General features: G+C 68.6%; 17 protein-coding genes, 1 tRNA gene and 1 pseudogene. 8 read left to right on the forward strand and 11 right to left on the reverse strand.

What is annotated here, in order from left to right:
- The first annotated feature begins 112 nt into the window (after positions 1 to 112).
- The 6 genes from QT196_RS31905 to QT196_RS31930 all read left to right on the forward strand — a co-directional run bounded on the left by QT196_RS31905 (position 113) and on the right by QT196_RS31930 (position 6,103).
- Positions 113 to 1,117: a sugar ABC transporter substrate-binding protein gene (locus QT196_RS31905; protein ID WP_290356181.1), complete on the forward strand. Its 1,005-nt coding sequence runs from the start codon at positions 113 to 115 to the stop codon at positions 1,115 to 1,117.
- Positions 1,118 to 1,299: 182 nt separating this feature from the next.
- Positions 1,300 to 2,313 (forward strand): sugar ABC transporter substrate-binding protein, encoded by a 1,014-nt coding sequence (locus tag QT196_RS31910; protein WP_229894367.1) that lies wholly within the window; start codon positions 1,300 to 1,302, stop codon positions 2,311 to 2,313.
- Entirely contained in the window at positions 2,310 to 3,377 is a 1,068-nt protein-coding gene (locus QT196_RS31915; RefSeq protein ID WP_168482209.1) for an ABC transporter permease, read from the forward strand. Before QT196_RS31910 ends, QT196_RS31915 begins: the two co-directional genes overlap by 4 nt.
- Positions 3,374 to 4,183 (forward strand): ATP-binding cassette domain-containing protein, encoded by an 810-nt coding sequence (locus QT196_RS31920; RefSeq protein WP_085927837.1) that lies wholly within the window; start codon positions 3,374 to 3,376, stop codon positions 4,181 to 4,183. Before QT196_RS31915 ends, QT196_RS31920 begins: the two co-directional genes overlap by 4 nt.
- Positions 4,184 to 4,412: 229 nt before the next feature.
- Entirely contained in the window at positions 4,413 to 5,534 is a 1,122-nt protein-coding gene (locus tag QT196_RS31925; protein ID WP_168482210.1) for an ROK family glucokinase, read from the forward strand.
- Complete coding sequence (locus QT196_RS31930; protein ID WP_168482211.1) at positions 5,531 to 6,103, forward strand: hypothetical protein; 573 nt, start codon at positions 5,531 to 5,533, stop codon at positions 6,101 to 6,103. The genes QT196_RS31925 and QT196_RS31930 overlap by 4 nt, the downstream gene beginning before the upstream one ends.
- 47 nt (positions 6,104 to 6,150) lie before the next feature.
- On the opposite strand, the gene QT196_RS31935 is transcribed toward QT196_RS31930, so the two are convergent.
- Both QT196_RS31935 and QT196_RS31940 read right to left on the reverse strand, forming a co-directional pair.
- Complete coding sequence (locus tag QT196_RS31935; RefSeq protein WP_266731992.1) at positions 6,151 to 7,119, reverse strand: DNA-3-methyladenine glycosylase 2 family protein; 969 nt, start codon at positions 7,117 to 7,119, stop codon at positions 6,151 to 6,153.
- Between the two features lie 3 nt (positions 7,120 to 7,122).
- Positions 7,123 to 7,494, reverse strand: coding sequence for a VOC family protein (locus QT196_RS31940; protein ID WP_168482213.1), 372 nt, complete (start codon positions 7,492 to 7,494; stop codon positions 7,123 to 7,125).
- Between the two features lie 82 nt (positions 7,495 to 7,576).
- On the opposite strand from QT196_RS31940, the gene QT196_RS31945 reads away from it, so the two are divergent.
- Positions 7,577 to 8,038, forward strand: coding sequence for a MarR family winged helix-turn-helix transcriptional regulator (locus tag QT196_RS31945; protein ID WP_168482214.1), 462 nt, complete (start codon positions 7,577 to 7,579; stop codon positions 8,036 to 8,038).
- A gap of 31 nt (positions 8,039 to 8,069) precedes the next feature.
- Here the strand turns inward: QT196_RS31945 and QT196_RS31950 are convergent, their stop codons facing one another.
- The gene (locus QT196_RS31950) at positions 8,070 to 8,996 is read right to left on the reverse strand and encodes a nuclease (RefSeq protein WP_168482215.1); all 927 of its coding nucleotides are present in this window, start codon (positions 8,994 to 8,996) and stop codon (positions 8,070 to 8,072) included.
- 499 nt (positions 8,997 to 9,495) lie between these two features.
- On the opposite strand from QT196_RS31950, the gene QT196_RS31955 reads away from it, so the two are divergent.
- The gene (locus QT196_RS31955) at positions 9,496 to 10,698 is read left to right on the forward strand and encodes a hypothetical protein (protein ID WP_266731996.1); all 1,203 of its coding nucleotides are present in this window, start codon (positions 9,496 to 9,498) and stop codon (positions 10,696 to 10,698) included.
- Positions 10,699 to 10,758: 60 nt separating this feature from the next.
- Here the strand turns inward: QT196_RS31955 and QT196_RS31960 are convergent, their stop codons facing one another.
- The 8 genes and pseudogenes from QT196_RS31960 to QT196_RS31995 all read right to left on the reverse strand — a co-directional run bounded on the left by QT196_RS31960 (position 10,759) and on the right by QT196_RS31995 (position 17,201).
- A complete protein-coding gene (locus QT196_RS31960) occupies positions 10,759 to 11,487 on the reverse strand; it encodes a DUF6333 family protein (RefSeq protein ID WP_266731998.1) in 729 nt (242 codons plus the stop codon).
- Between the two features lie 96 nt (positions 11,488 to 11,583).
- On the reverse strand, positions 11,584 to 12,558 hold the full coding sequence (locus QT196_RS31965) for an AraC family transcriptional regulator (protein ID WP_266732000.1): 975 nt from the start codon (positions 12,556 to 12,558) through the stop codon (positions 11,584 to 11,586).
- Between the two features lie 147 nt (positions 12,559 to 12,705).
- A pseudogene (locus QT196_RS31970) lies at positions 12,706 to 13,161 on the reverse strand (oxidoreductase); the annotation flags it as partial.
- Positions 13,162 to 13,517: 356 nt separating this feature from the next.
- Positions 13,518 to 14,645, reverse strand: coding sequence for an FAD-dependent monooxygenase (locus QT196_RS31975; RefSeq protein ID WP_266732002.1), 1,128 nt, complete (start codon positions 14,643 to 14,645; stop codon positions 13,518 to 13,520).
- A 243-nt stretch (positions 14,646 to 14,888) separates the two neighbouring features.
- Positions 14,889 to 14,960, reverse strand: a tRNA-OTHER gene (locus QT196_RS31980).
- A gap of 219 nt (positions 14,961 to 15,179) precedes the next feature.
- A complete protein-coding gene (locus QT196_RS31985; RefSeq protein WP_168482219.1) occupies positions 15,180 to 16,169 on the reverse strand; it encodes a class I SAM-dependent methyltransferase in 990 nt (329 codons plus the stop codon).
- A complete protein-coding gene (locus QT196_RS31990; RefSeq protein WP_290356182.1) occupies positions 16,166 to 16,384 on the reverse strand; it encodes an MbtH family protein in 219 nt (72 codons plus the stop codon). The genes QT196_RS31985 and QT196_RS31990 overlap by 4 nt, the downstream gene beginning before the upstream one ends.
- A gap of 52 nt (positions 16,385 to 16,436) precedes the next feature.
- Positions 16,437 to 17,201, reverse strand: coding sequence for an alpha/beta fold hydrolase (locus QT196_RS31995; protein WP_290356183.1), 765 nt, complete (start codon positions 17,199 to 17,201; stop codon positions 16,437 to 16,439).
- Between the last annotated feature and the right edge of the window lie 41 nt (positions 17,202 to 17,242).

The raw sequence follows: 17,242 nt of genomic DNA on the forward strand, positions 1-17,242 counted from the left end.
TCGCGACCTGCATTCGTCAGAATGTTCTGACAAACCATTGACGTGGCTCCGCGCGCGCCGTTACAACCTCTCCAGCCGCATTCCGGCGGCCGGGAGAAAAGGCGGTCCCACGATGAACGGCGTGCGTACGACTGGCCCCCTCACTGTCCGCAGCGTCGCTGTGCGCAGCGCAGCCGCTTTACTGGCGACCGCCGCGCTCGCCACCGGGTGCGGCTCCGCCGGCGACCCCGACGCCGCCGGCAAGGACGCCGCCACCCCGCGCATGACCATCGGCATGGTCAGCCACTCCGGCGACGGCGACACCTTCTGGGACATCGTGCAGAACGGCGCCCAGCAGGCCGCCGCCAAGGACAAGGTGAAGTTCCTGTACGCGCACGACAAGGAAGGCGCCCAGCAGGCCGCGCTGATCCAGTCGTACATCGATCAGAAGGTGGACGGGCTGATCGTCACCCTCGCCAAGCCGCACGCCGTCAAGGCGGCCGTCCGCAAGGCCGTGGCGCGCGGCATCCCCGTCATCACCGTCAATTCCGGTGGCGAGTTCTCCGCGGCGTACGGGGCGCTCACCCACATCGGGCAGGACGAGTCGGTGGCCGGCCGCGCGGTCGGCGACGAGCTGAACGAACGGAAGGCGAAGAAGGTGCTCTGCGTCATCCACGAGCAGGGCAATGTGTCGCTGGAGGACCGCTGTGCCGGTGTCCGCAAGGGCTTCCGCGGAACGGTCGAGAACCTCGACGTGGACGGCACCAACGCGCCGAACTCGCAGTCGTCGATCGAGGCCAAGCTCCAGTCCGACCCGTCCATCGACGCGATCGTCACGCTCGGTGCGCCGATGGCGGCGATCTCGCTCAAGGCCAAGGAGGAGGCCGGCAGCCGGGCGCAGATCGCGACCTTCGATCTGAACTCCGCCGTCGTCAAGCTGCTCAAGGCCAAGGACCTCACCTTCGCCGTCGACCAGCAGCCCTACCTCCAGGGCTACGAGGCGGTGGATCTGCTCTGGCTCCACAGGACCAACGCCGATGTCCTCGGCGGCGGCAAGCCGGTGCTCACCGGGCCCGCCCTGGTCACCGAGAAGGACGTACCCAAGCTCACCGAGTACACCGGGCGAGGCACCCGGTGACGCCTCAGGGAAGACGGGACCCCATGAACCGGGACAGATCACCGGTCACGGATACTTGGCCGGTCGGTCCCGGCCGGCCGGTACCGGTGGACCACACCACACAGCGGCCGGCCGGACCGGCCGGACAGCGAATACAACCAACGCAGCCGACACGGCAAGATCAGCGGGAAGGGCGAGTCCTCGTGGCACGGGTTCGGAGAAGGGGACGCGTCATCGGCGCCGTGCTGGCGGCGGCGCTGGGCGCCTCCCTGGCGGGATGCAGCAGCACCGGAGGTCTGCGCGCCGAGCAGGAGCGGGCCGCCAAGGCAGCCGGCGGCAAGGCCGCGGTGAACACCCCCAGGTGGACGTTCGCGATGGTCACCCACTCGGGAGACGGCGACACCTTCTGGGACATCGTGCAGAACGGCGCCCAGCAGGCCGCCGTCAAGGACAACATCAAGTTCGTCTACGGGCACGACAAGGAGGCCCAGCGGCAGAGCCAGCTGGTGCAGTCCTACATCGACCAGAAGGTCGACGGGCTGATCGTCTCGCTGGCGAAGCCCAATGCCATGAAGGATGTCGTCGCCAAGGCCGAGAAGGCCGGCATCCCGGTGATCACGGTGAACTCCGGCGCCGAGGAGTCCAAGGCGTTCGGGGCGCTCAGCCACATCGGGCAGGACGAGACGGTGGCGGGCGAGGCAGTCGGCGAGGAGCTGAACAAGCGCGGCCGCAAGAAGGCCCTGTGCGTCCTGCACGAGCAGGGCAATGTCGGCCATGAGCAGCGCTGCGACGGCGCCAAGAAGACCTTCAAGGGCGATCTTCAGAAGCTGTATGTCGAGGGCACCAACATGCCCGATGTGCAGTCCTCGATCGAGTCCAAGCTCCAGTCGGACAGCGCGCTCGACGCCGTCGTCACGCTCGGCGCCCCCTTCGCCGCCACGGCCGTCAAGGCCAAGGAGCAGGCCGGCAGCAAGGCCGAGATCGACACCTTCGACCTCAACGCCCAGGTCGCGACCGGCCTGAAGGACGGCTCCCTCGGCTTCGCCGTCGACCAGCAGCCCTACCTCCAGGGCTACCAGGCCGTCGACCTGCTCTGGCTCTACAAGTACAACTCCGACGTCCTCGGCGGGGGCAAGCCGGTGCTCACCGGGCCCCAGGTGATCACCAAGAAGGACGCCGCCGCACTGGAGGACTACACGAAGCGGGGGACCCGATGAGCCACACGGACGCACCACCCCTGCCACCGGCCGGTCCGGCCAAGAGCGGCGACGAACGGCTGCTGCACCGCTCCCTCGCCCGACGGCTGATGGGCCGCCCCGAACTGGGCTCCGTCGTCGGTGCCGCCGCGGTCTTCATCTTCTTCTCGATCGTCGCCGAGCCGTTCCTGCGGGCCGCCAGCCTCTCCACCGTGCTCTACGCGTCCTCGACGATCGGCATCATGGCCGTGCCGGTGGCGCTGCTGATGATCGGCGGGGAGTTCGATCTGTCGGCCGGTGTCATGGTCGTCAGCTCGGCGCTGATCTCCTCGATGGTCAGCTACCAGCTGACCGCCAACACCTGGGTGGGTGTGGGGGCGTCGCTGCTGGTCACCCTCGCCATCGGGGCGTTCAACGGCCTGCTGCTGACCCGTACGAAACTTCCCAGCTTCATCATCACGCTCGGCACGTTCTTCATGCTGACCGGCCTCAACCTCGGCTTCACCAAGCTGATCAGCGGCACGGTCTCGACGAAGACCATCGCCGACATGGAGGGCTTCGACTCGGCCCGTACGCTCTTCGCCTCGCATCTGACCCTGGGCAGTGTGGACATCCAGGTCACCATCCTGTGGTGGCTGGCGCTGGTCGCGGTCGCCACCTGGATCCTGCTGCGCACCCGCGTCGGCAACTGGATCTTCGCGGTGGGCGGTAACGCCGACGCCGCACGGGCCGTGGGTGTCCCGGTCACCAAGACCAAGATCGGCCTCTACATGGGCGTCGCCTTCGCCGCCTGGGTCTCCGGCCAGCATCTGCTGTTCTCGTACGACGCGATCCAGTCCGGCGACGGCGTGGGCAACGAGTTCCTCTACATCATCGCCGCGGCGGTCGGCGGCTGTCTGATGACCGGCGGCTTCGGCTCGGCGATCGGTGCCGCCGTCGGCGCCTTCATCTTCGGCATGGCCAGCAAGGGCATCGTCTACGCGCAGTGGAATCCGGACTGGTACAAGTTCTTCCTCGGCGCGATGCTGCTGCTCGCCACGCTCCTGAACGCATGGGTCCGCAAGCGGGCGGAGGAAAAGGCATGACAGCGCTGGTCGAGCTGACCGACGTCAGCAAGTACTACGGGAACGTCCGGGCCCTGGAAGGCGTCTCGCTGGAGGTGCACGCGGGAGAGATCTCCTGTGTGCTCGGCGACAACGGTGCCGGCAAGTCCACCCTCATCAAGATCATCGCAGGGCTGCACCGGCACGACGCCGGCTCCTTCACCATCGACGGGGAGGAGACCACCCTCGCCTCCCCGCGCGAGGCCCTGGACCGCGGCATCGCCACCGTCTACCAGGACCTGGCCGTCGTCCCCCTCATGCCGGTGTGGCGCAACTTCTTCCTCGGCTCGGAGCCCACCACCGGCGTCGGCCCCTTCAAGCGGCTCGATGTCACCACGATGCGCGAGACCACCCGCAGTGAGCTGCTGCGGATGGGCATCGACCTGCGCGATGTCGACCAGCCCATCGGCACCCTCTCGGGCGGTGAGCGGCAGTGCGTCGCCATCGCCCGCGCCGTCTACTTCGGCGCCAAGGTCCTCGTCCTGGACGAGCCGACCGCGGCGCTCGGCGTCAAGCAGTCCGGCGTCGTCCTCAAGTACGTCGCGGCCGCCCGGGACGCCGGACTCGGCGTGGTGTTGATCACCCACAATCCGCATCACGCCTATCTCGTCGGCGACCGCTTCGTCCTGCTCAAGCGGGGCACGATGGCCGGCAGCCACGCCAAATCGGAGATCGCCCTGGAGGAGCTGACCCGCCAAATGGCGGGCGGCAGCGAGCTGGAACAGCTCAGTCATGAGCTGGCCCGCACCGCGACACCGGAATTCCCCGGCGGTCACCGGCCCGAGTGATCTTCACCGCGCCCCGCGCAGGCCCCCGGGCCGCGCGGGGCGCGTCACTCTCCGTCGCGGTGCGCGGAACGGTGCGGGTGATGCACAATCGCAGCGAACCAGCACATCGAGGCCCCGGCCTCCCGAGACCCGCAGGGACGAGACGACTCTTGCGAGCACGCAGCAGCCGCATGGGGGCACCACCCACGCCCTTCGGGCAGTGTGGGAGTACCGGCGAAGAGGTGGGTCGATGAGCATGTACCGGGACCGGGTGCACCGAGGATCCGCCAGAGCCACCGTGCTGCGCACGGTCGGCACCCGCGAGCGGCGCTCGCTGCTGACCGCCCCCAGGGTGCCCACCGTCGGCATCGACATCGGCGGCACCAAGGTCATGGCGGGGGTGGTCGACGCCGACGGCGCCATCCTGGAGAAGGTCCGCACCGAAACGCCGGACAAGTCCAAGAGCCCGAAGGTCGTCGAGGACACCATCACCGAGCTGGTGCTCGACCTCTCCGACCGGCACGACGTCCACGCGGTCGGCATCGGCGCGGCCGGCTGGGTCGACGCGGACCGCTCCAAGGTCCTCTTCGCCCCGCATCTGAACTGGCGCAACGAACCGCTGCGCGACCGTCTCGCCGGCCGCCTGGCCGTCCCCGTCATGGTCGACAACGACGCCAACACCGCCGCCTGGGCGGAGTGGCGCTTCGGCGCCGGCCGCGGCCAGGACCACCTCGTCATGATCACGCTCGGTACCGGCATCGGCGGCGCGATCCTGGAGGACGGCGCGGTCAAGCGCGGCAAGTACGGCGTGGCCGGTGAATTCGGCCATATGCAGGTCGTCCCCGGCGGCCACCGCTGCCCCTGCGGCAACCGCGGCTGCTGGGAGCAGTACAGCTCCGGCAACGCCCTGGTGCGCGAGGCCCGTGAGCTGGCCGCCGCCGACTCCCCGGTCGCGTACAACATCATCGAGCGGGTCGGCGGCCGCGTCGGCGACATCACCGGGCCGCTGATCACCGAGCTGGCCCGGGAGGGCGACGCGATGTGCGTCGAACTCCTCCAGGAGATCGGCCAGTGGCTCGGCGTCGGCATCGCCAACCTCGCCGCTGCCCTCGACCCGTCCTGCTTCGTCATCGGCGGTGGCGTCAGCGCCGCCGACGACCTGCTGATCGCCCCGGCCAGGGACGCCTTCCGGCGCCAGCTCACCGGCCGCGGCTACCGCCCCGAAGCCACCATCACCAAGGCCCAGTTGGGTCCCGAGGCCGGCATGGTCGGCGCCGCCGACCTCGCCCGTCTGGTGGCCCGCCGCTTCCGGCGCGCCAACCGGCGCCGCGTCGAGCGCCACGAACGCTATGAACGGGCCGGCCGCCGATGACCGACACCGATCTGCACTCCGTGCACGACGACCACCAGCCGCCCGCACCGCCGCGCGCCAAGCGCCGCCGTCCGGTGCTGATGGCGCTGATCGTCTTCCTGCTGATCGCGATCCCGGCCGGCTACATCGTCATCTCCGCCGAGCAGAGCCGCGACAGCGGCGAGGGCAAGGAACTGGAGGCTGCCGCCACCGGCCTGACCAACGCCTTCCCCTCCAAGGTCCAGCAGCGGATCTACAACGTCCCGGTCCCGGTCGGCTCCACCCCGGTCTACTACTACGAGACCAACTCCTGGCAGACCAGCGCCCTGTTCGTGCAGTTCCGCACCAACGAGTGGGGCCTGGAGCACTACCTCGCGGCCGTCGGCACCAGCACCGAAGCCCTCAAGAAGGACCGGACGACCATCCCGCCCGGCCAGGCGGCCAAGGTCGGCTGGAACCTGGGCGGCGACGGCCCCTGGGCCGGCACGACGACCGCGGACCGGGCACCGCACCCCTCCCAGCGGATCATGGTCAGCTATGACGAGCCGGGACATCCGGTGGTTTACACGGTCTCCACCGTGAAGTTCTGAACACCGTGAAGTTCTGAATCGACGCGGCTAACGGTGACGCGGCACCGTCACGCGTCGCCCGGCCGGCCCGTGTCCTGGGCGCGGGTGCGGAGCAGGAGGGCGACCCAACTGCGGTACGGCTTCCACCCGTCGGCGATCTTGGCCAGTTGGGCGACGTCGCTGGCTGCTGCGGCGTCGAGCCCGTATGCGGTGGCCATGGCCTGGTGGAGGCGTGGTTCGTGGCGCGGGAAGACGTCGGGGTGTCCCGCTCCCCGGATGAGCACGAGCTCGGCGGAGAACGGGCCGATACCGGGCAGGGCGCGCAGTTCGGCGAGGGCGTAGTCGGCGGGCAGGGCGCGCAGGCGGGCTGCGTCTAGCTCTCCGTCGAGTGCCGCTTCGGCCAGCGCGTGCAGTCGCCGCATCTTGATGTCGGTCAGGCCGGGCACGTGGGTGAGGGCGCGCAGCGCGGCGGGGGCCGGGAAGGCGTACAGGGCCTGGCCTGCGAGGTGGATCCGGTGTCCGTGCCGCCGGGCGATGTGGGCCTTGATGGCGGCTGCCTGGGTCATGCGGATGCGGTTGCCGATGATGGCCCAGGCCGCGGCTTCATAGGGCGAGTGGAAGCACACCGGGCGCAGCCCCCGGTAGTCCGCCATGAGCCCGGCCACCACGGGGTCCGCGGCAAGGGCGGGGAACGCGGTGCCATCGACGTCCAGGGAGAGGATGCGGGCGAGCTGGGCCCGCACGGCTGCGTCGGCCGCGGGCCCGGCGGTCGCCGCCTGCGCCTGCGCCTGGGCCGGAGGTGCCGGGGTGCCGGGGTGCACGGTGAATTCGGCCTGGACCGTGCCTGTGGCGCCGTCTGCCCCCACCGCCTGCCGGACCGTGGCCGCGACGACGGACGTCGTGTCATCGGCGGGAAAAGCAAGGCGGAGGATCCCGTCGGCCGCGTGGTGATGGCGCGCGGGGGTGAAGCCCTTCAGGAACCGGAGGCCGGCGGCGAGCGAGAAGGGCCCGGCGGGGGTGAGGGAGACGGCGGCCACCGGTCAGCCTCCGTGTGCGGTGAGGGTGTAGCCCTCGGGGCCCTCGAAGGAGAACATCGGCCCGAAGGGGCTGTTCGCCATGGGGGTGAGGATCTTGATCCCGGCGGCGGCGAGCTGGTCGTGAAGCTGGTGAGCGTCGGCGGTCCGGAACCAGATCGCCACGCCGAGGCCGGGCCGTGCGGTATCGGCGAGGTCGATGCCCGGGAGCAGCTCACGGACGGCGAACGGGGTCGGCTCGGTGTCGAACACGACCGCGTGGGGCGGCGAGACCGCGGCCCGGCGCAGGCCCAGGTGCTGCTCGCAGAAGGCCGCTGCCGCGTCCACGTCGCGGACTTGCAGGGCCACGAAGTCGGGGCCGTCGATGGTGGCAGACATGGGTCTTCCTCACTCCTCGAATGTCAGGACTTTGACATCTCTGACGCTAAGGCCGCGCGTCCGCGTATGTCAAAATGCTGACATGAAGGAGTCCACGCCACCTGAGCCGCCCCATCCCGCGAAGGACGTCACCCAGCACGCGGGATACCTGCTCAAACGCGCCCAGGCCGCCCTGCGCGGCGCCATGGACAAGGTCCTGCGCGAGCACGGACTGACCGTGCCGCAGTACGCCACCCTCGAACTCCTGGCCCTGCACCCCGGCATGTCCAACGCCGACCTCGCCCGCGCGACCTTCGTCACCCGGCAGTCCGGACACGTCGTCCTGCGGGGCCTTCAGGAAGCGGGACTGATCACCCGCCCCGCCACCGCCGACCACGGCCGCGCCCGGCCCGCCCACCTCACCGGCGAAGGTCATGCACGCCTGACCGCGGTCCAGGCCGCCGTCTACGCCGTCGAACAGCGCATGGTGCAGGCGATCCCGCCAGAGCGCATGACGGCGCTCCTCACCGACCTCGACCGCATCGCGGCAGCCCTGGAGGAATGACGCGGCAACGGGGTGGGCGGCACTGGGGATCTCAGCGTGCGCGGCTGTCGGCTCCCGCGAGCCTTCGCGACGGAGTCAGATTGAGCTGACCGAGGGCTTCTTTCACGTCCTGCGGCCAGAGCCACAGCCGGTAGATCGGCGGGACGCGGAAGTAGTCCTCCGGTCCGTGCAGTTCGCGATTGCGCATATCCACGCAGTACCTCGTCCGCCAGGAGAACGCCTCGCCAGGCTCCCACTCCTGCCCCTCGGCCTTCTTCTTCGTCACGTCGTGAAGTTTCTCGATGGCCCGGTACTCGTAGGCGAGCAGGGTTTTGGGGTCCTTCCAGATGGCCTTCTTGCCCTTGACCGCCTTGTCGGCGGCCCGGAGGAGGAGGGGAAGGTCGAGTTCGCCGGGGATGGAGGGGTAGATGATGAAAGGCGCCGCCCATCCTTCGGCAATGAGATCGAGATTGAAGGTCGGCCTCTTTTCCCGTGGCAGGTCGGCCAGTTCCTTCTTCGAGTAGTTCGGCGCGAGGTAGGCGAGCAGGCGGTTGTTGTCGTCGAACTGGGCGTCGGCGGTGCGGATGAAGATGCTGCGTTCCTTGCCGGGCTTCCTGCCCTCGGCCAGCCTCTTCTTGATGTTCTCCGTGTTGAACGCGGCTGCCGCCGTACCCTGGGCGAATTGCAGGCTGCCCGCGTGCCCCGTCTCGATCTTCGGCAACAGGAACTCGGCGAGGTCATCGGAGAGGGGCGCGATGCCCTCCCGTATCCAGGCGGCCAGTTGCTTGAATTCCTTGTCGACCCGCTCGGCTTGCTCAGCCGTATCCGCCGTCGTTTCCGGAGTGTCGACGGACAGCATGCGGACCGGCATCTTGATGGACGGCGTATCCCCGTCGTGTACGTCGACCAGGGCGCGCGAGCCCAGCGACGGCATGGCCGTCCCGGCAGGTGTCCACAGGATCTGTACAGGGTCGGTCACGGCTACTGTCCTTCCGGCGTACGCCTCCGGCGTCTTCTCCCTCCGGCCTCCACCCAGCGTCACGCCGTGCCTCCGGAGCTGCAACTCCGCACGGCCGGACATGAGCCCGCAGTACAAAAGCGGCGCAGGCTGCGTATGTGCATCGGCTGTTAGTGAGGCGTTACCGGTGCACTAGCGATCTCCGTGAGAGTCAGGGGCATCCAAGGGCGCTGGTTGCGGTCGCTGAGTCTTCAGCCTTCCGCCCCGCCCATCGCACGGGGGAGCACCGGCATGCAGAAGCTGACGCCGCACAACGACGCTCGCGCCAGAACGGCTGCGAAGACAGAAAAGGGGCGGACCAGGCCGCCCGCATTACTCCACTGAGATTCCTCTGAGAATCCTCCTTTCCGGGGTCGAAGCGGAAATCGGCATCCGCCTCCCCCTCCCTCCCCTCTGGGCGTCCCACTTCTCCGGTGGTCCCCCACACCAGAACTTCGAACGAAATGCGATGGGCACCGTTATGCGTGATTACAGTCGGCGAGGAATGCTCGGACTCGGGGTGGGAGCGGCGGCGGCTCTGTCCGTAGCGGGCTGTTCCCTCTCCGGTTCGTCGGCCTCCGGCAAGGTCGGAAGCGAGGACGGAAAGACGGCGAAGGGCAAGCCGATCGGCGACGGCTCGACCGCGTACACCGGAAAGCAGCCCCATCAGCCGCCCCAGCCGGAGCGGTTGAAGCCCGGCCAGAAGCCGCCCCAGTTCGTGGTCTTCTCCTGGGATGGGGCGGGCGAGGTCGGCAACGGCCTCTTCCCCCGATTCCGCAAGCTCGCCCGCGACCACAATGCCTCCATGACTTTCTTCCTCTCGGGGCTGTATCTGCTGCCCGAATCGAAGAAGCGCCTCTATCGCCCGCCGAACAACCCCGTCGGCGCCTCCGACATCCCTTATCTCACCGATGACCACATCAAGTTGACGCTGAAGAACGTGCGCGCGGCCTGGCTGGAGGGCCACGAGATAGGCACGCACTTCAACGGGCACTTCTGCGGCACCGGCAGCGGTTCGGTCGCCCACTGGACCCCCACCCAGTGGGACTCCGAAATACAGCAGGCCATGGACTTCGTCACCAAGTGGCGTACGAACACCGGCTTCACCGACCTCGACCCGCTGCCCTTCGACTACAGCAAGGAACTCGTCGGCGCCCGCACGCCCTGCCTGCTCGGCCAGGAGAACCTGCTGCCCACGGCGAAGAAGCGCGGCTGGCGCTACGACGCCAGCTCGCCCGGCGGCCTCCAGATCTGGCCCACCAAGAAGCAGGGCATCTGGGACTTCCCCCTCCAGTCCATACCCTTCGGCAACCTCCCCGCCGGAGTCCTCTCCATGGACTACAACATGCTCTACAACCAGTCCCAGAACTCCACCAAGGGCCCCCCGGCCAACTACCCCCGCTGGCGCAAGCAGGCCGCCGACGCCTACATAGCCGGCTTCCAACGCGCGTATGAGACCAACCGCGCCCCCTTCTTCGTCGGCAACCACTTCGAACAGTGGAACGGCGGCATCTACATGGACGCCGTCGAGGAAGCCATCAAGCACATCACCGACGAGAAGCACCAGGACGTCCGCCTGGTCTCCTTCCGCCAACTGTGCGACTGGCTCGACGCCCAGGACCCCAAGGTCCTCACCGACCTGCGCCAACTCGGCGTCGGACAGAATTTCGCCGGACGCGGCTGACCACAGCAGCGGAGCCGAGCCCCATCAACGCCGCGATGTGCAACTGGAATTGAGTGGCCATCAGCCAGTGATGAAGTAAAGGGATTCCATGTGGCTGGTGGCGGACTCGCTGTGCCGCACCCGCAGTATTGACGCGTCCAAGTCGGACCTGCCCCACGGGTCGGCGTCCCCGAGGCACACAGTGGCGAGCGCGCCCCAGTCGTTCTGGTCCGGCTCGTCGTCCAGGTCGAAGTACACCTCGAGCTCGTCGAGGAGTTCCGCGGTGATACCGAGGGCGGTCATCACGGCCTGGGGGTCCCCGGCGACGACGAAGGGTTCGTCGCCGGGCCACCCGCAGGCGTGGAACATGGTGCCGTCCGGGAGCCATACGAGGTCTTCGGTGTGCTCGGCACCACAGTGGACTTCCACCCGTCCCACGATCCGCGCGTCGGGGAATCGCTTGCGCAGTCGGGTGGCCTCGGCGAGCAGCGGCATGTCGTTGCCGTCGTCCGCGAACGCCGGCTCGGAGATCGACATGAGGTTGCCCCACACCCCGACCTGAACGACGTCCAGATCGGCCCGGGTGTTGACCGTATGGGTGTCTCGCTGTTTGCAGGTGCCGAGGTCTTCGAGCACGTCGTCGATCGTGTCCAGCGAGCGGGCGAACGCGGCAGCCTGGGCGGGATCGTTGGGCGGAAGTTCTGCCGTGCTCACGGTGAACGGCGGCTGGAGGACGGTCAGTTCGTAACGGGTTCCGCTGCCGGTGGTCATGTGGTCCATCGGCAGCGTCCAGAACGGGTTATCAGGCATGGGGCACAAGGTATCGGTGTGTGACGATCCGTTCCGGGCCGATAGGCTGCCCCGCTTCTTGATCGACCTGATGGTGCGGCCCGGCAGACGGTGCTGTTACCGGCGGGCTGCGGTGGCGGAGGGAAGCTCGTTGAAACGGCTGTGGTAGTCGCCGGCGAAGCGGCCCAGGTGGGAGACGCCCCACCGGTAGGCGATGGTGCCGACGTTGTCGGTGGTGGTGAGGAGGTCCTGACGGATCCGGTCCAGCCGCAGGTTGCGTACGTAGGACATGGGTGACAGGCCGAGCCGGTCGCGGAACGCGGAGCTGAGGGTCCGCGGGGCGCAGTCGGCGGCTGTGGCGAGGTCGCCGAGGGTGATGTGCTCGGTGAGGTGGGCTTCGATGAACGCGAGAGCTGCGCGCAAGGAGCGCGGGTGGCCGGGTTGCGGACCGTCTCGCAGCTCGCCGGTGTGCGAGTGGGGCTGGGCCAGGAGCAGCGCGGTGACGATGCAGCGCAGTTGGCTGCGCTGGAGTTCGGCACGCTGGAACAGCGGGTCTCCCGAGTCCAGTTGCTCCAGGAGGGAGCGGACCAGCAGTAGTACGGCGCGGCCCTTGGGCTTGACCAGGTCGAGGGCGAAGTCGAAGCGGACGGTGGACACCGGCGGGCGCCCGGTCAGTGCGGTGAACTCCTGGTCGACGAGGGCGGCGTCGATCCGAACGCCCAGGAAGCGTGAAGGGGTGGGGCGTGCGGGGCGCAGCTCCTGGGTGTCTCCGGGGTTGACGACTCCGGCTGTGGCGGTGTCGAGGGTGGTGTGCAGGCCGCCGCAGGAGGCGGCGATCGCGCCGGACACACCGATGTTGACGAAGTAGGAGCTGCGTCCTCCCGCCGAGGAGACGCGTACGTCGAGCGGCGAGGCGAAGTAGCCGACGGCGAAGTCGCGCGCGGCCACCCCGCGCAGTTCGTGCTCTCCCCTGCACAGGCCGTCCAGCGGCGACGTGGAGATGGAGCCGCCGAAGAGGCGGGTTGCGGCGTTCAAGAGGTCGACGGGGTTGCTGGACTTGGTGATGAGGAAGTTGCGCAGCGGAGCCGGCACGCGTTCACCTCCCTGGGGCGGCCACCACGGCGTGGGGTGCGGGCGGCCGAGTCCTGCTGACAGTGTGACACCGCTGCTGCTGGCCCGTCCGGGGGTTTGGCCTGAGGTCCTGCGTCCACGGCCGACGCGGTTCCCTCGTGGGCGTGCTCACACCGGCGGGGCCACGAACAGTCCGGAGTCGACGTCGTTATGGGACTTGGCGGCGATGAACTCGTCCATCTCGTTGGCCGTGCCCCATTGATCCGCGTTGGCGGGCTCGCGAAGGTCGTAGAGGTGGGGGTGCCAGGTGTCCTCGTTCAGGACCTCCATCTCGGTGGTGTACTCGACGGTGTTTCCGGCCCGGTCGAGGAAGTAGCTGAAGGTGTTGTCACCGGCGCGGTGCCGCCCTGGTCCCCACAGTCGCTCGATGCCCAGGCGCCGCATCCGGCCGGTGCCGCGCATGAACTCGTCGATGCCGCGCATCTCGAAGGAGGCGTGGTGGAAGGCCGCGTGCGGTCCGCGGACGATGCCGAAGCTGTGGTGGAAGGTGTGGCACCGCAGAAACCACATGATCTCGCCGCGGCTGCCGAGGCACATGGTGTCCGAGAGCCGGAACCCCAGGTGGTGTCGCCTGCGGTCTCCGTCAGTCCCCACAGCTCGGTGTAGAACTGCCGCTGCTCGGCGAAGTTGGGCATGGCGACATCGATGTGCCGCAGGTGGGTGATCAGGCTGTTGTTTTCCATGGTGGGCTCTCTCGGGCTGTGTAGATCAACTGCTGTGCTGTGGCAGCAAGTTGAGGACGGTGGTGGGGCGGCACCGGGCCCTTGCCCATGTGGCCGTCGGGGAACATCCGGGCCGTCTTGGGGCCCCGTGCTCAGGTTCGGGAAGTCGCCGTAGGCGTCCGACGCTCCTCGTGCGCCGTGCGCCGTCCCTCGTTCGCAGCGGGTGGCTGACGCGCTGTGCCCGCGGCATGGTCATGGTCATGCGGGCTCGGCCATCTGCTGGTGACAGGCGTCGACCAGCGGGTACGCCTCGTCGTGGCGCTGCGCCTGCTCCAGGTCGGCGATCGCCACCGAGGTCTCCACGAGTGTCCGGCACCGCTGTGCGCGCCGGCTGACGAACGCCTCGAGCCCTGCGTCGATCGACGTGTGACAGTCGAGTTCCTGGGCCAGCACCGCCCCGTCTTCGATGGCCAGGGCCGCGCCGCTGGCCATCTGGGGTGCGGGTGCGTGCGCGGCGTCACCGATGACGACGCCGGTGCCCTGGTTCCAGGCACCGTCCAAGAACGCCGTCAGCACCGGGCGACGTACCACCGACGTGGCCCCGCCCATCAGGGAGCGGATCTCCGCCACCCGGCCAGGAAAGACCTTGAGTAACTCCCGTAAGCGCGGGATGAGTTCGACGTCAGGCAGGATGCTTCGCTCCACTCCGTTCTCCGTCAGGAACACGTACGCCTGGGTGGCCGAGATGGGCACGAGCCCCGCCGTATTGACCTTCCCGGCGAACTGATAGATCCCGGTGGCCCACGGAGGGCGGGGCACCAGCGCCCGCCAGACCATCTGCCCGTGGTACTCGACCGAGGTCTCAAGGCCCAGCAGACGCCGTGCGGACGAGCGGATCCCGTCCGCACCCACCAGCAGCGCGACCCGCCGGGGCGTCCCGTCCGACATTTGCACGCGGACCTGTTCCCGCTCCTGGTCCACCGCAACGACGGTCAGCCCGTGGTGCACCACCACGCCGCACCGATCGGCCTGCTCGCGCAGCGTCCGGTACAGCGCGGGGCGCGCCATGCCGACCATCGCGGGCCGCTCGGCGCCGATCAGACGTGGCAACCGCACCTCGCCCGCAAGCTCGCCGTCCACATCCACCTGCGTGATCACACTCATTCCGTAGCCCGCGGCCAGACACGGGTCGGCCAGCCCCAGCTCGTCCAGCGCACGGAGCGAAGGACCGGTCAGACACAACCCCCAGCCGGATGTCGCTCCGGCCGCGCCGATCTCGGCGACCTCGACCTGCCACCCCCTGCGTGCCAAGGCCGACGCCGCGGTGAGACCGGTCATGCCCGCGCCTACGATCAAGGCCGTCCGCGCACCGCGATAGCTCTCCATATATGCCTCCTGAGCGCTGAGTTCTTCGAAACCCTAAGAACTGCGGACGCTTCGCCCTATCCGGATCGGGAGGCGACTATCCGCTCTCGGCAAGTGATTGACGCGGTGCCTTCGACGGGTGCTCCGGAGGCTGCTCTCACCGCTGAGCCGAGGCGGTGCGTGGTGTGGGGTGGCGCGCTTGATGGTGTCCGAGTGCCGGAATGACGAAGGGTCCCTGCCTCAAATGAGGCAGGGACCCTTGTGTGGAGCGCCCGGCAGGCCTTGCACCTGCATTTCCCGCCGGCTGGCGGACGTCTTTCCTTGGACCACAGACGCGTGACTTCCGTGCTGTGCACCGAAGTTGCATCATGATCATACAGGGTTGCCCGGCCTGTCATGACCACGCGTCCGTCGCAGCCGGCAACCCGGCCCGCTTCGATGGGCTCGACGCGGTCGCCAATCGCCGGTGCGGCTGCGGCGCCGCGGACGGCTAGGGCTTCTGAGGTGCGACCGCCCCCGTGCCTCGGGGGGAGGCACGGGGGCGGCGGTGGTAGGTCAGCTGGCGGGGACCAGGTGGAACATCACGCTGTCGGCCGGTACGGAGATGGGGTGCTGGCCCGCAAGGCGCCAGCCGGCCTCTTCGAAGACCGGTCCCCACTCCTCCAGCGTGGGGAGGTAGTCGCCCATCACGGCATGGGCGAATTCGAAGGCCATGCTGAACACGGGCATCTCGCTGTCCGTGTACGTCGTGGTCCGCGTCGCGTCCGCGAGCAGGAAGTGCTTCAGGTCGGGGAAGACCTCGCGGATGCGCCGCAGGGAGGCGACGGCTTCGGCCCGCGGCCAGAAGTCGTGTCCCATCATGAACGAGGTCAGCAGGTCGACTCCCGCGTACTCGGCGCGCGGTTCGAGCTTGGTGGCGTCGCCCTGGGTGATGCTGATGCGGTCCGAAAGGCCCTCTTCCGCCACCGCGTGGGTGGCGACCTTGATGGCCCCGTCGGCGGCGTCGATGCCGAGCCCGCGCACGCCCGGCCTGGACTTGGCCAGCTTGATCAGCCGCTCGCCGCTGCCGCAGCCCAGGTCGGCGACGTAGGTGAAGTCCAGGCCGTTCACCACCGGCTGGAAGACGGGGTCCCACCACTCGGCGTTGATCTCGCGGCAGGCGACGCTGATCGCCGCCGCGTCACGCCGGTAGAAGGAACCCTCGCGGTTCTCCACCCGGATCAGGTCCGGGAGAGTGTTGAACAGCTCGCCGCAGCCTCGGGTCATCCAGTGAAACAGCGACTTGGACCGGTCCGCGTCGTCGAAGTTCGGGCCGGGGCGGACCTTGACGCCCTCCCGGGTGACGACATCCGCCGCGGCCAGAGCGCGGAACAGCTCATGCATCGAGGCGACGTCCAGGCCCCGTTCGGCTGCGAACGCTTCGGCGTCCAGGGGGCCGGACTCCCGCAGCGCGTCGAAGGCACCAACTTCCCATGCCGCACTGATCGCCGAAGCTGCCAGGGCGTGGTTGTACACCTCGGATATCGTCGCACCAGCCTTGTTCATGCCGCATCCCCTGTCATGTCGTTCACCAAGCTCTTCGGACGCATATCCGTCCATTGCTGTTCGATGTAATCCAGGCAGGTCTGCCGGTCGCTCTTCGGATGTGCGACCGTCCACCCATCGGGAATCTCTGCGAATTCCGGCCACAGTGAGTACTGGGCCTCGTGATTCATCAGCACCAGGAACGAGCCGTCCGGCTCGTCCAAGGGATTGCTCATATTCGGTTTCCGGCTTCCTGTGCGGGCAGTGGGAGCGGGAGAATTCCTCGCATCACGTGAGTTCCTCGTGCAGCCCATCGGTGATATGCGTGAATACGGCCTGCTCGTGACGGTGGATGAAGAAGTGGTCGTCGTCGACGAGGTGCAGCCGGAAGTCGCCGGTCGTGTGCGCCCGCCAGGTCTCCACCGACCACGTGGGCACCTGCGGATCACGGGTTCCGCACAGCGCCGTGACGGGAACGGCCAGCGGTGTTCGCTGCCGGTTCCGGTAGCTCGCCAGTACGGAGAAGTCGGCGCGGATGCGCGGCAGGCACAGGTCGAGGAGATCCTCGTCCTCGAACACCTCCTGCGGGGTGCCGTTGAGCCGCCGCACTTCCGCGACGAATTCCTCTCTCGGCAGGTCGTGGATGCGCCAGGCCGGGCGTTCCACATCAGGGGCCGCACAGGCGGACACGGCGAGCAGGTCGGCGGGCCGCCCGGTCAACTCGTGCAGCCGGTGAGTGAGTTCGTGGGCGAGCAGACCGCCCATGCTGTGCCCGAAGAGGGCGTAGCGCTCGCCCGTCCACGGAGCCATCGCATGCGCCAGGCGCTCGGTGAGGGTGTCGAAGTCGTGCTCCGGCGGCTCGTGGAGCCGGTTCTCCCGCCCCGGCAGCTGCACCGGGACGAACTCCACGCCCGGTACGGCACGCCGGCTCCAGGCACGGTAGAGGCCGGCGCCACCGCCCGCGTACGGCAGGCAGAAGACTCGGACGGGCGCTTCGGGATCGGGGACACCGAAGGGGAACAGCACACCCGGTTCATCAACCGTGATGCTCATGTGGTCCTTTCGAGAGTGAACGGCGCTCATTTCGGCGCGCT

Origin of the sequence: Streptomyces sp. P9-2B-2 (assembly GCF_030406865.1) — a bacterium.
In the GTDB taxonomy this organism is placed as follows: Bacteria; Actinomycetota; Actinomycetes; order Streptomycetales; family Streptomycetaceae; genus Streptomyces; species Streptomyces platensis.

Coding starts and splice junctions, on each gene's coding strand:
- QT196_RS31985 (WP_168482219.1), bottom strand. CDS start 16,169: ATGAACAAGGCTGGTGCGACGATATCCGAGGTGTACAACCACGCCCTG.
- QT196_RS31920 (WP_085927837.1), top strand. CDS start 3,374: ATGACAGCGCTGGTCGAGCTGACCGACGTCAGCAAGTACTACGGGAAC.
- QT196_RS31930 (WP_168482211.1), top strand. CDS start 5,531: ATGACCGACACCGATCTGCACTCCGTGCACGACGACCACCAGCCGCCC.
- QT196_RS31905 (WP_290356181.1), top strand. CDS start 113: ATGAACGGCGTGCGTACGACTGGCCCCCTCACTGTCCGCAGCGTCGCT.
- QT196_RS31955 (WP_266731996.1), top strand. CDS start 9,496: ATGCGTGATTACAGTCGGCGAGGAATGCTCGGACTCGGGGTGGGAGCG.
- QT196_RS31915 (WP_168482209.1), top strand. CDS start 2,310: ATGAGCCACACGGACGCACCACCCCTGCCACCGGCCGGTCCGGCCAAG.
- QT196_RS31960 (WP_266731998.1), bottom strand. CDS start 11,487: ATGCCTGATAACCCGTTCTGGACGCTGCCGATGGACCACATGACCACC.
- QT196_RS31995 (WP_290356183.1), bottom strand. CDS start 17,201: ATGAGCATCACGGTTGATGAACCGGGTGTGCTGTTCCCCTTCGGTGTC.
- QT196_RS31975 (WP_266732002.1), bottom strand. CDS start 14,645: ATGGAGAGCTATCGCGGTGCGCGGACGGCCTTGATCGTAGGCGCGGGC.
- QT196_RS31990 (WP_290356182.1), bottom strand. CDS start 16,384: ATGAGCAATCCCTTGGACGAGCCGGACGGCTCGTTCCTGGTGCTGATG.
- QT196_RS31925 (WP_168482210.1), top strand. CDS start 4,413: ATGAGCATGTACCGGGACCGGGTGCACCGAGGATCCGCCAGAGCCACC.
- QT196_RS31945 (WP_168482214.1), top strand. CDS start 7,577: ATGAAGGAGTCCACGCCACCTGAGCCGCCCCATCCCGCGAAGGACGTC.
- QT196_RS31940 (WP_168482213.1), bottom strand. CDS start 7,494: ATGTCTGCCACCATCGACGGCCCCGACTTCGTGGCCCTGCAAGTCCGC.